This is a genomic window from Kibdelosporangium persicum, assembly GCF_013280595.1.
Classification (GTDB): domain Bacteria; phylum Actinomycetota; class Actinomycetes; order Mycobacteriales; family Pseudonocardiaceae; genus Kibdelosporangium; species Kibdelosporangium persicum.
This window is the reverse complement of sequence record NZ_JAAATY010000010.1, coordinates 88,651-102,265: the sequence shown is the minus strand read 5'-3', so window position 1 is coordinate 102,265 and position 13,615 is coordinate 88,651. Positions and strand designations below refer to the sequence as shown.

At 68.7% G+C, this 13,615-nt stretch carries 20 protein-coding genes; 12 read left to right on the top strand and 8 right to left on the bottom strand.

The annotated features are described in order from the left end of the window. Window positions 1-11 precede the first annotated feature (11 nt). A complete protein-coding gene (locus GC106_RS19700) occupies window positions 12-368 on the top strand; it encodes an STAS domain-containing protein (RefSeq protein WP_173132621.1) in 357 nt (118 codons plus the stop codon). A gap of 102 nt (window positions 369-470) precedes the next feature. Continuing rightward, on the top strand, window positions 471-995 hold the full coding sequence (locus tag GC106_RS19695; protein ID WP_173132617.1) for an ATP-binding protein: 525 nt from the start codon (window positions 471-473) through the stop codon (window positions 993-995). Between the two features lie 46 nt (window positions 996-1,041). Here GC106_RS19695 and GC106_RS19690 read toward each other — a convergent pair whose 3' ends face one another. Beyond that, window positions 1,042-1,662, bottom strand: a complete 621-nt coding sequence (locus GC106_RS19690) for a hypothetical protein (RefSeq protein WP_173132615.1) — start codon at window positions 1,660-1,662, stop codon at window positions 1,042-1,044. A 17-nt stretch (window positions 1,663-1,679) separates the two neighbouring features. Here GC106_RS19690 and GC106_RS19685 point away from each other — a divergent pair, with 17 nt between their 5' ends. Beyond that, a complete protein-coding gene (locus tag GC106_RS19685; RefSeq protein WP_173132612.1) occupies window positions 1,680-1,862 on the top strand; it encodes a hypothetical protein in 183 nt (60 codons plus the stop codon). A 32-nt stretch (window positions 1,863-1,894) separates the two neighbouring features. On the opposite strand, the gene GC106_RS19680 is transcribed toward GC106_RS19685, so the two are convergent. Then, window positions 1,895-2,041 (bottom strand): hypothetical protein, encoded by a 147-nt coding sequence (locus GC106_RS19680; protein WP_246366304.1) that lies wholly within the window; start codon window positions 2,039-2,041, stop codon window positions 1,895-1,897. Window positions 2,042-2,128: 87 nt separating this feature from the next. Between GC106_RS19680 and GC106_RS49730 the strand changes: the two genes are divergently transcribed. The 5 genes from GC106_RS49730 (at window position 2,129) to GC106_RS19660 (ending at window position 5,724) form a co-directional block, all read left to right on the top strand. Further along, window positions 2,129-2,230: a hypothetical protein gene (locus GC106_RS49730; RefSeq protein WP_376777755.1), complete on the top strand. Its 102-nt coding sequence runs from the start codon at window positions 2,129-2,131 to the stop codon at window positions 2,228-2,230. A 235-nt stretch (window positions 2,231-2,465) separates the two neighbouring features. After that, window positions 2,466-3,362 (top strand): endo-beta-N-acetylglucosaminidase H, encoded by an 897-nt coding sequence (locus GC106_RS19675; RefSeq protein WP_312872745.1) that lies wholly within the window; start codon window positions 2,466-2,468, stop codon window positions 3,360-3,362. Between the two features lie 106 nt (window positions 3,363-3,468). After that, on the top strand, window positions 3,469-4,050 hold the full coding sequence (locus GC106_RS19670) for a TetR/AcrR family transcriptional regulator (RefSeq protein ID WP_173132609.1): 582 nt from the start codon (window positions 3,469-3,471) through the stop codon (window positions 4,048-4,050). A gap of 73 nt (window positions 4,051-4,123) precedes the next feature. Beyond that, on the top strand, window positions 4,124-5,305 hold the full coding sequence (locus tag GC106_RS19665) for a Cmx/CmrA family chloramphenicol efflux MFS transporter (protein WP_173132606.1): 1,182 nt from the start codon (window positions 4,124-4,126) through the stop codon (window positions 5,303-5,305). A 14-nt stretch (window positions 5,306-5,319) separates the two neighbouring features. After that, entirely contained in the window at window positions 5,320-5,724 is a 405-nt protein-coding gene (locus GC106_RS19660; protein ID WP_173132603.1) for a nuclear transport factor 2 family protein, read from the top strand. Between the two features lie 10 nt (window positions 5,725-5,734). On the opposite strand, the gene GC106_RS19655 is transcribed toward GC106_RS19660, so the two are convergent. Together GC106_RS19655 and GC106_RS19650 are read right to left on the bottom strand one after the other, a co-directional pair. After that, window positions 5,735-6,031, bottom strand: a complete 297-nt coding sequence (locus GC106_RS19655; RefSeq protein ID WP_173132600.1) for a hypothetical protein — start codon at window positions 6,029-6,031, stop codon at window positions 5,735-5,737. Between the two features lie 29 nt (window positions 6,032-6,060). Continuing rightward, a complete protein-coding gene (locus GC106_RS19650; protein ID WP_173132597.1) occupies window positions 6,061-7,086 on the bottom strand; it encodes a hypothetical protein in 1,026 nt (341 codons plus the stop codon). A 78-nt stretch (window positions 7,087-7,164) separates the two neighbouring features. On the opposite strand from GC106_RS19650, the gene GC106_RS19645 reads away from it, so the two are divergent. Genes GC106_RS19645 through GC106_RS19635 form a run of 3 tightly spaced genes read left to right on the top strand, consistent with a single transcriptional unit; the run spans window position 7,165 to window position 10,167 of the window. Then, window positions 7,165-7,632, top strand: coding sequence for a (2Fe-2S)-binding protein (locus GC106_RS19645; protein WP_446684939.1), 468 nt, complete (start codon window positions 7,165-7,167; stop codon window positions 7,630-7,632). Beyond that, window positions 7,629-9,641, top strand: coding sequence for a xanthine dehydrogenase family protein molybdopterin-binding subunit (locus GC106_RS19640; protein ID WP_173132592.1), 2,013 nt, complete (start codon window positions 7,629-7,631; stop codon window positions 9,639-9,641). The genes GC106_RS19645 and GC106_RS19640 overlap by 4 nt, the downstream gene beginning before the upstream one ends. Before the next feature lie 22 nt (window positions 9,642-9,663). Next, window positions 9,664-10,167: a MarR family winged helix-turn-helix transcriptional regulator gene (locus tag GC106_RS19635; protein WP_312872744.1), complete on the top strand. Its 504-nt coding sequence runs from the start codon at window positions 9,664-9,666 to the stop codon at window positions 10,165-10,167. Between the two features lie 7 nt (window positions 10,168-10,174). On the opposite strand, the gene GC106_RS19630 is transcribed toward GC106_RS19635, so the two are convergent. Both GC106_RS19630 and GC106_RS19625 read right to left on the bottom strand, forming a co-directional pair. Then, on the bottom strand, window positions 10,175-10,438 hold the full coding sequence (locus tag GC106_RS19630; RefSeq protein WP_173132589.1) for a hypothetical protein: 264 nt from the start codon (window positions 10,436-10,438) through the stop codon (window positions 10,175-10,177). Beyond that, entirely contained in the window at window positions 10,438-11,232 is a 795-nt protein-coding gene (locus GC106_RS19625; RefSeq protein ID WP_173132586.1) for a DUF899 family protein, read from the bottom strand. The genes GC106_RS19630 and GC106_RS19625 overlap by 1 nt, the downstream gene beginning before the upstream one ends. A gap of 388 nt (window positions 11,233-11,620) precedes the next feature. On the opposite strand from GC106_RS19625, the gene GC106_RS19620 reads away from it, so the two are divergent. Then, complete coding sequence (locus GC106_RS19620) at window positions 11,621-12,121, top strand: pyridoxamine 5'-phosphate oxidase family protein (RefSeq protein ID WP_173132582.1); 501 nt, start codon at window positions 11,621-11,623, stop codon at window positions 12,119-12,121. 49 nt (window positions 12,122-12,170) lie between these two features. Here GC106_RS19620 and GC106_RS19615 read toward each other — a convergent pair whose 3' ends face one another. Both GC106_RS19615 and GC106_RS19610 read right to left on the bottom strand, forming a co-directional pair. Next, window positions 12,171-13,007, bottom strand: a complete 837-nt coding sequence (locus GC106_RS19615; protein WP_173132580.1) for a hypothetical protein — start codon at window positions 13,005-13,007, stop codon at window positions 12,171-12,173. A gap of 34 nt (window positions 13,008-13,041) precedes the next feature. Further along, the gene (locus GC106_RS19610) at window positions 13,042-13,536 is read right to left on the bottom strand and encodes a SigE family RNA polymerase sigma factor (protein WP_173132578.1); all 495 of its coding nucleotides are present in this window, start codon (window positions 13,534-13,536) and stop codon (window positions 13,042-13,044) included. Window positions 13,537-13,615: the final 79 nt, after the last annotated feature.

The following is a 13,615-nucleotide window of genomic DNA, read 5'->3' as shown; positions in this document are numbered from 1 at the left end:
CGGTACCAGGCATGTCCACAGGTACCCAGACAATCCTTTCGTGCCGGGTCGAGCAGCACGGGGACGCCACCGTCGTCCGTGTCGCCGGCGAGATCGATCGGTGGACCGAGGACGACTTCGCCCAAGCGGTCGACGAATCGATGCGCGGCCGGCCGACGCGGCTGACGGTGGATCTGCGGGACGTGACGTTCATGGGGACGTCCGGGCTGCGCGTGCTGGTGGAAGCCCAGCACGAGACGCAACGCATGCGTATCGTCCTGGGTGTGGTGCCCGGCCGTGGAGTGGCCCGCCGCAGCCTGGAGATCACCGGGCTCGACCAGATGCTCAGAGTGTTTCCCACGGTGGCCGAGGCGCTCGCGCGAGCGTAATCTCAACCACCTGTTTGTGCCTTCGCTCATGCTCACGGGGTAGTCGCGGGTGCCTCACGGGCCGGGCGTCCTGCCATCCGTCGCTGTGAGGACCACACGAGCATGCTCGACGACACCGAGGCCGAGGTTTCCAGATCGACCGCTGCCCTGCACGCCTGGGCGGAACAACTGCCTGAACCGGTGTGCGAGGCGGTGATGAGTGCCGACGCGGCCTCGCCAGTGCTGTTTCGCGCTGTTCCCGCGGTCCGGCACGAGCTCTCGCCGCTGCGCGCCGCCGTGACGGAGTGGGCGCAAGGCTTCGGATTCGACCGCGACACACTGGCCGATCTGGTCCTCGCGGTCGACGAAGCCGTCACCAACGCCATCGAGCACGGCTACCGGAACCAGCCCGCCGGCATCGTCCGGTTCTTCGCCGGGCACAGCCCGGTGGAGAAGGCGGTGAACGTGGTGGTCGCCGACAGTGGTTCGTGGCGTCCACCGCCGTCCGAGCCAGGCGTCCGCGGCCGCGGGCTGTCGATCATCCGAGCTGTCACCGACCGTTTCGACTTGCACCACGGCGAACACGGCACTGTCGCGTTGCTGAGCTGGAAACTTCCCGGGGAAGGCGCTGGCGGTCCGGCCGGCTGAGCGGGCGGACCGCCGAGATCGGGCATCTCCGCAACCGGTCCAGCCGTCACGGCACTCGGACGGCGATCTCCTCACCCAGCCGCGCGCCGTCCAGCAGTTCGAGATCGTCGCCGCTCCAGAACCGGCCCGGGTCGTACCAGTTCGGCCGGCGAGCGGGCAGCAGGCCCATCGCCTCGTAGGTCAGGGCGACGATCTCCGCGCAGAACGCCGTCTCCAAAGGGGCTGCGCGCTGGCGGCTGGGCAACCGGCCTCGCAGCCAGCGGCCGGCGAGACGCGCGGTGGACGGGAACGGGGTGCCGTCCAGCCGGGCGATCGTGCGCAGCACCGCGTCTTCCATCTCACGGGTGATCTCGTGGTCGAGCTGCCGCAACCAGACCCGTTGCCGGTACTTGGCCGACCACGTGGTGACCGCGTCGCGCAGGTCGTGCAACTGGGCGCCGCGCTGGTGCGTCCCGCTCCACATGTCCGGCAGCGAACGGCCCAGTTCCGCGTGCCACATCAGCGGCGGGAGATCCTCGATCACCACCGCCATGCCGACGTGGTTGACCGGGCTGTTGGTGGTCACCCGGATCGCGCGGTCCGCCGGTGAGCTGCCGCGGAACACCCACACGTCGCCGGTCCGGGTCAGGTGCACGGCCTCGTCGAGGCTGATCGAGCTGTCAGGCACGGCTGTAGGCTACGCAGATGCGGCTGTGGAAGATCCTGGGCGTCGCCGGTTTCCTCGGTGTCGCGGCCACTGGCGTGGTCATCGCCCGTGCCGAGCGGCGGCGACGCGCCTACACCCCGGAGGAGATCAGGCTCCGCCTGCACGAGCGTGCGGCCGAAGCCCAGGAGCCGGGTCGCCCGGGCAGCGGCGGGATGAGCTGAAGCCGTTGTCGGCGCCGGGATGCCGAGCCCGGTCAGGACAGTGAAGCCGCGGCGGTCGCGCGGACGACCAGATCGCGGAGATAGCGGTGCTCAGGGTCCTTGTCGTACATCGGGTGCCACCACATCGCATCCAGCAGCGGGCTCACCTCGAACGGACACGGCAGCGCACGGACTCCCACGTCCGCCGGATACGGTCGGCCAGCCGTCGTTGCAGGAGCGCGACCCGTTTCGCAGCCACGGCAGCTTTCCTGTACGACTGCGCGGGAATGCTGAGTTCGTGGCTGCAGGACGTCGCCGCGGAACAACTCGACGACGGCACAGTCCCGTTCCCTACGGCCTTGCCAAGGCGAGTTGGCAGCTCGACCTGACCGTCCCGCCGAACACGACCGCCGAGGTCCGTCTTCCCGGACCGGCACCAGAGGTGGTGGGGTCCGGTCACCATTCCCGCCGAATCAGTCACGCAACAGATTTGGACGCCTGCGTTTCACCTCGACGGACAACTCACCGGACAGGCATGTCGCGACACGTGGACGATGGGTCTTCGCGGCTGGTTCGCTGGCTGGGATGACCCTGCCAACCCCAGTCGACGGGAGTTGATCAACGGTGTCCAGATTTCGTCAGATCGGTGCGCTCGTAGCGGCGGTCGCCCTGATGGCCGGTGGAATGCCGGCCACGGCCGGCGCGTCGGGCGCGCTCGCGAAGACCGGCCCGGTCTCCGTGGCGTACGTCGAGGTGAACAACCACAGCATGCTCAACGTGGGCAAGTACACGCTGGCCAACGGCAGCGGTAACGTGTTCGACATCGGAGTGATCTTCGCTGCCAACATCAACTACGACGTCGAGCGGAAGTCGGCGTACCTGTACTTCAACCCGAACGTGCAGCGCGTGCTGGACAACGTGGCCACGCAGGTGCGTCCGCTGCAGGCCAAGGGGATCAAGGTGACGCTGTCGATCCTGGGCAACCACCAGGGCGCGGGGTTCGCCAACTTCCCGTCCAAACAGGCGGCCGAGGCCTTCGCCAAGCAGTTGTCCGACACGGTGGCCAAGTACGGCTTGGACGGCATCGACTTCGACGACGAGTACGCCGAATACGGCAGGAACGGCACCGGCCAGCCCAACGCGAGTTCCTTCGTCTACCTCGTCACGGCGTTGCGTGCGGCGATGCCCGGCAAACTCATCACGTTGTACAACATCGGCCCGTCGGCGTCTCGCCTGTCGTACGGGGGCGTCAACATCGGGCCGATGTTCGACTACGCCTGGAACCCGTACTACGGCTCGTGGGGCGTGCCGAACGTGGGCCTTCCCAAGGTCAGGCTTTCCCCTGCGGCCGTCCACATCGGCGTGACGCCCAGCAGCACGGCAGCCAGTCTTGCCAGGCGAACGGTGAGTGAGGGCTACGGCGTGTACCTGACCTACGACCTGGGCGCGTCCGACGCGCACACGTACATCTCCGCCTTCACCAGAGAGCTTTACGGCACCGACGCCCGCTACACCGGCTAAATCACCCCCTCACCCCCTCGTGAGTGTTTATCAGGGTTAGAACACCGATAAACACTCACGAGGGGGGTTTTGGACTGGACGATCTAAAACCTGGTATGGTCGTCGCGTGGGCAGGCCCAAGGAGTTCGACGAGCGCGCCGCGATCGGGCGTGCGATGGAGGCGTTCTGGGAGCGCGGCTACGAAGGCACGTCGACCCAAGCCCTCTGCGAGGCCACGGGCCTGGGGCGCAGCAGTATCTACAACACGTTCACCAGCAAGCATGAACTGTTCGTTCGCGCGTTGGACCACTACGCCGAGCGCGGACAGCGGGACAGGGCAGAGTTGCTCGAGTCCTGCGAGACCGGGATCGAGTGTTTCCGGGCCCTGTTCGCGTACACCATCGACGATGACATCCAAGGTCGCCGAGGTTGCCTGGTGGTCAACACCGTCGCCGAGTTCGGTGACCGCGATCCGGAGATCAGCGCCCGGATCGACGCGGACACCCGACGGCACGTGAGCCTGCTGACCGCGTGCGCGGCGGAAGGTCAGCGGGACGGCACGATCGACACCGCGCATCGGCCTGGAGACATCGCCGAATTCGCGCACAGCACTGTCACCGGCCTCCGGCTGATGTCGCGCCGTGGTGCTGAGCGGGCCGCCATGGAGGCGGTCGCCGAACTCGCCCTGACCGCGATCGCCGCCAGGTAACCCTCGCGGACACGATCGCGACTGCGGCTGCCCCTATTTTGGACTGATCAATGCAAAACTGGAGGGAAATCCCATGCCGTTGGCAGTGTGGATACTGGGACTGAGCGTCTTCGCGCTCGGCACGTCCGAGTTCATGATCAGCGGTCTGCTCCCGGGAATGGCCGCCGACCTCGGCGTCAGCATCCCCCAGGCGGGACTGCTCATCTCCGCCTTCGCGATCGGCATGGTCGTCGGCGCTCCGCTGCTGGCCATCGCGACGCTCCGCGTGCCCCGGCGGGCGACGCTGCTGGGCCTGCTCGTCGCCTTCGGGATCTCCCACGTCGTGGGCGCGCTGGCCTCCGGATACGCGCTGCTGTTCGCCACGCGCGTCACCAGCGCCGTCGCCTGCGCAGGGTTCTGGGCGGTCGCGGCCGCCACCGCCATCGCTCTGGTGCCGACGCAGCGACGAGGCCGTGCGCTCGCGATCCTTGTCGGTGGGCTCACCGTGGCGAACATCGCCGGAGTCCCCGCAGGCACGTTCCTCGGCCAGCACGCGGGCTGGCGCGCGGCGTTCTGGGCGGTCACGGCACTGACCGTCATCGCACTGGTCGGCGTGCTCGCCCTCGTGCCCGAAACGCAGAACGGTAGTGACAAGACCGACGTCGCCACCGAACTGCGGCTCTACCGCGGTGGCCGGTTCTGGCTCGCTCTCGGCGTGATCGCTCTGGCCCAGGCCATGGTCTTCGCGACCTTCAGCTACCTGGCCCCGCTGCTGACCGAAGTCACCGGCCTGCCCGAGGGCTGGGTGCCCGGCGTGCTCTCGCTGTTCGGTCTGGGAGCGCTCGTCGGCATCACGGCGGGCGGACGGCTTGCCGACGCGAAACCGTTCCTGACGCTCTACGGCGGTATCGCCGTCGCCGTGTTCGCTCTGGTGCTGCTGGCCGTCGCCGGATCGGTGCCGCTGGTCGCGATCTCGGCGGTGTTCCTGTTCGGGGTCGCGGGCTTCGGCATCAACCCGGCACTCAACGTGCGCGCGTTCGCGGTGGCGGGCAACGCCCCGACCCTCGTCGGCGCGAGCACAACGGCCGCCTTCAACGTCGGCAACACCCTCGGCCCCTGGCTCGGCGGTGAGGCCATCGACGCCCGGCTCGGTTACCCCAGCGTGGCATGGGTGAGCGTCGGACTCGGTGTCGCCGCCGTGCTCGCCCTCACCCTCGCGGCGGGCGTCCACCGCGCCGACAACTCCCGGTTGGTCCGGGAAACCGTCACCCAGTAAGGAGAGGAGAAACCGTGTCCGAACGAACGCGAGCCGCCGTCACCGAGTACTTCCGCCGACTGTCCACAGGGGATCGTGACAGCGTCGTCGAGCTCTTCGCCGAGGATGTGCGCTGGGACATTCCCGGCGCGACCGAACTCGTCCCCTGGCTTGGTTCCCGCCGCGACCGGGCGGAGATCCGCGAGTTCTTCGACCAACTCGACCAGGGCCTGATCCCCGGCCGGTTCGAGCTTGAGCGGCTGCACGCCGACGGCCCGCACGCTGTCGCGATCGGCCGGCTGCGCGCGACCATCCGCGCCACCGGCAAGGTCATCGACTCGGCCTTCACCATCCAGTTCGAGGTGGACGAGGACGGTCTGATCAGCGAATACTTGTTGCTGGAGGACTCCTGGCAGATCGCGAACGCCGTCCGGCCCTGAACCACGGCGGTCAACGGGTCTCGCTGCTGTCGCGGCGCTCCATCATGGTGTCGGGAGCGGATTCCGGGATCTCCGTGCGGATCTCGGAATCGCGCAGCACTTCCCGGGCCTGGGCCTCGGGATCGGCGCTGCCCGCCGCCTCCTCCTCGGGGAGCAGCGTGGCCCGGGTGGCGGTTCGCTCGTCGATGCCGGTGCGGCGGTCGAACTCTCGCGGCCGGTTGAGGTCATGCTCCTCGCGAAGGCGTTCTTCCTCGTCGGCGGACAGTTCGGTGGCGCCGAGGTCCAGCGGTTCGTCATGATCCTTCACACCGTTGCGATACCCAGGCGGCCACCCCGCTACACCGTCGTCGACGTAGGTGACCGCTCAGGATCGGTACGCCTGGAGGCACGGAACAGGCGTGCGATCCGTAGGCCGAGCCAGAGCAGTCCCGCGAGTGCGGCGACGAGCAGGTAGTCGATGGCCGGAATCCGGACGACCTGATCGACCTGGGTGATCGAGCGGGTGGCGTACACGGCGAGAACGGCGGCGACGTAGCACCCTGCCAGCACCCATCGTGTCGCTCGGGACAGTCCCAGCCCGTGCATCTGGGTGATCACGAACACGCCGAGGAACCCGAAGAGGAACATCGGCCACTGGCCGTCCGGGCCGGAGGTCATCACGGCCACCAGGGTGCCGTGCACGACGACCATCAGTTCGAGCGTGCCGGTCCACCACCGGTTGGTGTGTGCCCTGGTCATGAACAGACTGCCCTGCAACAACAACAGGAACATGTAGAGGAAGCCGATCAGGTGACCGCTGGTCGTCTCCATCGGGTGGTACCAGAACGTGTAGATCGCCGCCCAGCTGAACAGATAACCGTGGTACCGGCGGGCGAAGCGGACCACGTCCGCCGAGATCGGCGCGGGACGGCCGAAAGCCAGGCCGCGGCGCTGGTTCTCCATCAGCAGCACCGCGACCAGCAGCAGGACCACCGAACCCTGCGAGCTGAAGATCGACACGTCCTGGGCGAGGCCGTCGTAGAACACGTGTGTCTGGACCAGGTGCAGGCCGATGAAGCCCAGGTTGGCCCCGAGCGCGATGACGTTCACGTGGTGCAGGCCGTTGGTGTAGCGTCGGACGTTGCGTTGTGCGTACCAGATCAGGACCCACACGGTGACCTGGTGCGCGAAGTAGCCCGTCCACGCGGATGCCCGTGTCCAGACGGTCGGATCAGGCAGTTTCCAGTAGTACCACGCGGCGCCTTGGTCGGGCCGCAGGTCGATGTCCCGTAGCCACAGGCCGGTCAGCCACACCAGTCCGGTCAGTGCCGCGCAGCCGAGCACCCCGATGAGAAGTGTCCGCCGCGCGGACTTGTTCAGCATGCTGACGATTATGCGGTGGTCGCGGTAGGGTGGACAAGCAAGAAGTTCAGCGGGCTGAACGATTCGCGAAAGGTGCACGTGGCGATGCATCGGTTACGCGTCAACGGGATCGAGTACGACGTCGACGTCCCCGGCGGTACCCCGCTGTTGTGGGCGTTGCGGGACGAACTGGGGCTCACCGGGGCGAAGTACGGCTGCGGGATCGGCGCGTGCGGGGCGTGCACGTCCTTAGTGGACGACCGGGCGGTTCGCACGTGCGTCAGCACCGTCGCCGAGCAGGCAGGCCGGCGCGTGACCACGGTGGAAGGACTGCCGGTGGATCACCCGGTGCGGCGGGCCTGGATCGCCATGGACGTCGCTCAATGCGGGTACTGCCAGCCTGGTCAGATGATGGCCGCGGTGCACCTGCTGCGGTCGAACCCGGATCCCACGGACGCGCAGATCGACGAGGCGTTGCGCGACAACGTGTGCCGCTGTGGCACCTACCATCGGATTCGCGCTGCCGTCCGGCTTGCCGCGCGACTGGGCCGGGAGGCCGCTGAATGATCACTCGACGAGGTTTCCTGGCCGCCACGGCGTTCGTGGTGAGCGTCCCGATGCCGGTGTCGGCGGCTGCGCGGGACCTGCGGCCCAACGTGTTCGTGCGGCTGACCTCCGATGGCGAGATCACGGTGACCGTGCCACGGCCGGACACCGGGCAGGGAGCCCGGACAGCGGCCGTGTTGCTGGTCGCGGAAGAACTTTCGGTCGACCCGGACCGTGTCGTGGTGGAGCAGGCGCCGGGTGACACCGCGAAGTACGGTCCGCAGATGGTGGCCGGCTCGTCGTCGGTCCAGCAGATGTTCCAACCGCTACGGACCGCTGGGGCGACGGCTCGGTGCCTGCTCGTCGCCGCCGCGGCCGCCCGATGGGGTGTTCCGTCGGGGGAGTGCCAAGCCCGGGACGGTTTTGTCGTGCATCCGTCGCGTGGCCGGCTCGCCTATGCCGATCTGGTCGCCGATGCCGCCGCGATCGATCCGGCCTCCGTGCCCGTGACGCTGAAACCCCCTCGTGAATGGCGTGTGCTCGGCAGGCCGCGAGTCCGTGTCGACGTCCACGACGTCACGTCCGGCAAGGCCAAGTTCGGCATCGACGTCAGCGAGCCGCGCACGGCGGTCGCTGTCGTCGCTCGGCCGCCATGGCTCGGCGCGACCGTCGCGTCGATCGATGACGCCGCCGCGCGTGCGGTCGAAGGCGTTGTGGCTGTTGTACCGCTTGACTCGGCAGGAGTCGCCGTCGTGGCCAACAGGACAGCGGCCGCGTTGGCGGGTCGTGCGGCATTGCGGGTGACGTGGACCGGCGGGAACACGGCAGCCGACAGCCGCGACTGGCTCACCGAGCTTGGCCAGGCCTTGCCGGCGCCGCCCACGGCTCCCGGAACCGTCGCACTGCAAGCAACCTACCGGCTTCCGCTGCTGGCACACGCGCCCATGGAACCGCACAACGCCACCGCTTCCCTTACCGCGGACGGGAAACTGACCGTCTGGGCGCCGACCCAGGACCCGGGCGGGACCCGCGAACGGCTGGCGCAGATCCTGCGTCTGCCGCTCGGCGACGTGTCGGTTTTCGCCACCCTGGCCGGTGGTGGCTTCGGCCGCCGGGCCGAGTTCGACGTCGTGCTGGAGGCCGTCACCTGCTCACGGGCTGTCCAGCGCCCGGTGAAGGTGTTGTGGACACGGGACGACGACATGCGTCACGACTCCTACCGGCCGATGTCGGTCCATCGGCTCAGTGCGGTGGTCGGCCCGACCGGCCTGCCGACGTGGCGTTCGCACGAGGTCGCGACCTGGCCGCTGACCGTCGTGCCGTTCTTCAACGATCCGGCGCTGGTGCGGGCCAGCGGTGACCACTTCCCGTACCGGGTGCCGGGGGAGGTGTCGATCGCGTTGCGGCCCGCGCCGCTGCGTACGGGCTTCTGGCGCGCTGTCTACGCGGGCCAGTTCGGGTACGCCGAAGAGTGTTTCCTCTCCGCGCTCGCCGCCCGGGCGAAGATCGACCAGGTCGCCTTCCGGCAACGACTGCTGCCGCCGGACTCCCGGCTGGTGCCGTTGCTGCGCCAGGCGGCCCGGGCGCACTGCCGTCCCGGGCACCATCGCGGAGTCGCGTGCCACGTCGACTACGACTCCGCGATCGCGGTGGTCGCCGACGTCGGCGTGCGTGCGGGACGGCCGACCGTCGAGCGAGTCACCGCCGCGGTCGACGTCGGTGTCGCGGTGCACCCCTCCGGTGTTCGGGCACAGGTGGAAGGCGGGGTGATGGATGCGGTGTCGACAGTGCTGGGTGCTCAGATCACCGTCCGGGAGGGCCGGGTCGTCGAGTCGTCCTTCCGTGACTACCGGTGGGCGCGGATCGACGAGGCACCGGACATCGACGTGATCATTGCCGCTTCCGACCGGCCGCCCGGTGGTCTCGGCGAGCTCGCGTACCCGCCCGCCGCCGCGGCGATCGCGTCAGCGGTGGCGTCGGCGACGGGCCGTGCGGTCACCGGGATGCCGGTGACCGGCGAGGTCGGATAACCGCTGGTGGCAAGATTGCGGCGTGGCAGCAGGTGATCGGCACCAGGTAGTCGGCGACGCGGACGAGATGCGCGCCGACGTGAGGTCGTGGCCGACTGGGCGGTTGTTGTCCGTGGCCGCGCGTGTCGTCGAGGGCAGGTTCACCGATTTCCTCGCCTCCCACGACCTCACCCACGCCGGGCTGATCGCCCTGCACCACCTGACTGACCGGCCACGGGCGCAACGGGAACTCGCGGTGCTGTGCCGGGTGACCGACCAGACCATCAGCCGCACCCTCAACCACCTGGAACGAGTCGCGTACATCCGGCGCAGGCCGGACGCCGGCGACCGCAGGCGCATCCTGGCCACGATCACGGCCAAGGGACGCAAGGTCCTCGCCAAGGCGCGCCGGGAGGAGCGGGAGTCGGACCTGCTGCTCGGCGCCATCGACGACTACGACAACTTCCGCGACCAGTTGCTCAAGCTGATCCTGCTGGCCGGGCCCGAACCGAGCGAGGATTCGCGCATGACAACGGATCGGCGTTGACCTGGCGTCAGCCGCGGACCAGTTCGGGCCGGGGACGTAGTCCTGCCCAGGCGAGCGCGATCACCGCCGCGGTGACCGCGACGTCGACGACCAGTGCCACGCGGATGCCGGTGAGCAGGTCCGCCTGGCTCGCCGCGACCGCGCCGAGGATCGGTGCGCCGACGGTGAGGCCGACCTGCTGGGTCAGCGTGGTGAGCCCGGTGGCCAGCCCTTGGTCGGCGTCGGGCAGTCCGGAGGTCGCGGTCGCCATGAACGCCACGATCGCGGCCATCACGGCTCGCTTCGACCACAGCAGCCGTGCGGTGTTGTGGCACTTCCCGGCTGGCTGGACGGCGTGCTGGTGAGGACGTCGGAGCGTCCGGCTGCCAGCCGTGACCACTGAGCGATGGGACGCCCGTTGAGCCGCGTGACGTGACCTTCGCCGACTCCCCACTGCTGTGGCCAGCCGGCGGGGGAGTCCTCCCACGGTTCCTGGCGTCCGTACACAGTGAGGTCCATCAGCGCGTAGCTGTAGTCCATCTCCTCCACGCCACGGCGGGTCGTCCAGTAGGTTTCGAAGACACGGTCACCGTCGCGCACGTAGCACACCAGGTGCATCAGACCGATCTGGCGGCCGACGAGAAGCGCGTCGAGTGAGTTCTGCGCCGAGTACCACGGGAAATCCCAGCCCATGAAGTCGCGGTAGCGGCTGCTTTCGTCGTACGGCCCCTGGCAGAAGACCGCGTAGGTGATGTCACGCGAGTGCAGGTAGGACAGTTCCGCGATCTGGGTGGCGCACCACGTGCAGCCTTCGCATTGCTCCGGCGCGGGATTGCCCGGATACCACATGAAGTAGTAGGCGATGAGCTGCCGGCGCCCTTCGAACGCGTCGAGCAGGGTCACCGGTCCGCCGGGCCCAGTCAGTTCGAGGCCCGAGTCCACCTCGACCATGGGCAGGCGCCGCCGGGCCGCGGCGATCGCGTCGCCCTCCCTGGTGTGTGCCTTCTCCCGGACTCGCAGCGCGTCTATTTCGGCTTGCCAGGTCGCGCGGTCGACCACTGGTGGCAGGTTGCGTGTGTCGTTCATCTTCCTGTCTCCCGTCGAGTATTGCAACCGACTGGTTGCGACTTTATGGCAACCGATGGGTTGCGTCAAGACGCTCGCGACGGCACGAGCCGGTGGTTGGGGGCCTGTGGTGGCGAGTGGACTTCACCGCACGATGAAAGGGTTGACCGGCGTGCGCCCTCGTGAAGATCATCCTGGCGGCACCGGTTCACCGCGGCCGGTGTGTCCACTGTGACATTGGGGGCTCATGTTCAAGCATGCGTGGAAGGCCGTTGGCACGGTCTCCCTGGCCGCGGAGACCGGCCACTCCCACCGAACTCCACCGTGTCGTCGCGCCCGGCACCGATGAGTTTTCTTCCCGGGGCCAGTCGGTGACAGTGAAGTCGTTCGCCGAGACGAGGAGGAAGCGATGACACCGATCGGGCGGCACGTGGCGGAGTTCAGCGAGCCGGGCAGCACCGCCGTCCCCTGGGCCGACGTGGACCGGGTGTTGCGTGAGTCGGAGATGTTCTGGCTGTCCACCGTGCGGCGGGACGGCCGCCCGCACGTGGCGCCGCTGCCCGCGATGTGGCTGGACGGCAAGTTGCACTTCTGCACCGGGGCGCACGAGCAGAAGGCCCGCAACATCGAGTCGAATCCCCAGTGCGTGCTGACCACTGGCACGAACACCTACCGGTCCGGCCTCGACGTGATCGTCGAGGGCACCGTGGCGCCGGTCGGCGACGAGCCGACGCTGACCCGGCTGGCGCGGATGTGGCTGGACAAGCTGGACTGGCCGTTCGAAGTGGTGGACGGTCAGTTCCGCGACCCCGGAACCGAGGACCACCGGGCGATCGTGCTGGCCTTGACGCCCGCGAAGGTGCTCGCGTTCGCCAAGGCCCCGTACAGTCAGACCCGCTACACGTTCTGAGCTCCCGGGCACGGGCCACCGGTCTGAGAGTCCATTGTGGAACGTGGACTCACTGCGGTTTGAGGCGTGGATCGACGGCCACAGCGGCCAGTTGCCGGCCGGTCATCGGCATCACGTCCAGTGCGGGGCGGCCGGACCGGGCGACCTTGGCGCTCTGCATGACGAACACCACGGTGCCGTCCGCGTGGCGATATCCGGCCCACTGGGCGGGTGGAAGGCGGTCCCCGGCCGGGTAGGTGATGTCGGCCACCGCGACCTTCTTGCCGTCGACGGTCACCTCGGTGCAGTGGGCCAGGGCCGCATCCCAGGCCACCGGGCTCAGCGCGCAGCCTTCCCCGGTCGTTTCCCAGCCTCGCGAGTAGACCGTGGCCAGCAGCTCACCGACACCTTCGCCCTTGGTCAGCGGGGTGCCCGCGGCGTAGTTCCACACCTCGGTGCCGTTGACCACTCCGGCCGACATGGCTGTGTGGCTCTTCAACGTCCGGTCGGCGTAGTCGTCGACGCCCTTGAGGTCGTCCGGTGTCCCGTACCCGGCCGGTGCCAGATCGTCCAATGTGGCCGCCAATGCCACGCCACGGTCGTAGTGTGGACCGGCGGTCGCCGTCGCGTTGGTGCGTCCGGTGGGCGACGACGCAGGCTTGTCCTGCACCGTAGGCAGTTGTGCGCCGCCGACCGGTACGCCGCCGTCGCGGCCTTGCGGCGGGGCGAGCACAGCCACCCCGACCGCCACGATCGCGACCACCGCCGCGCTCCCGGCACTCGCCCGTATCGCACGATGCCGTTTGAGGGCTTGCCGCCCAGCCGTCAGCACGGGCTCGTCCCTCATCGGCGGCGGTGCCACCGACACGGCCCGGTCCATCGCTGCCCGCAGTTCTCGCTCATCCATCCCTTGCACTCCTTGTCCCGCGAAACCCGGCTGTTCACGCACTGGTGGCCGGCACCAGCGAGCGCATCGCGGCGAGGCCGCGAGACAGCTGGCTCTTGACCGTGCCCGTGCTGCACCCCATCGCCTTCGCTGTGTCCTCGACGGACAGGTCCTCCCAGATCCGCAGCACCAGGGCGGCCCGCTGGCGCGGCGCGATCGCGGCGAGCGCCCCGGCCAGCACCATGCGGTTCTCGACGCCGTCGTCCGGTTCGGACAGAGGCCGGTCCGCGACTTCGGCCGTCGGCCGTTCGCGCCGGAAGAACCCGCGCCGCGTCTCGTCCAGGAACGTCCGCACCAGGATCTGCCGTGCGTACGAATCCAGCTTCTCCTCGTGGCCGACCCGGTGCCACACCACATACAGCTTCACGAACGCGGTCTGCACGAGATCCTCGGCGCGGTGCCAGTCACCACACAACAGGAACGCGGTCGCGCGCATCGCTCCCGATCTGGCGGCGAAGTACGCCGCGAACCGGTCGTCGCGTTCGTTCATCGAGTCCCTTCCTGCCGACGTCCACGGGGTAGATACGCCATGTCCCCGCCGGAAGGTTGCGTCCCTCCGGAATCTCCCG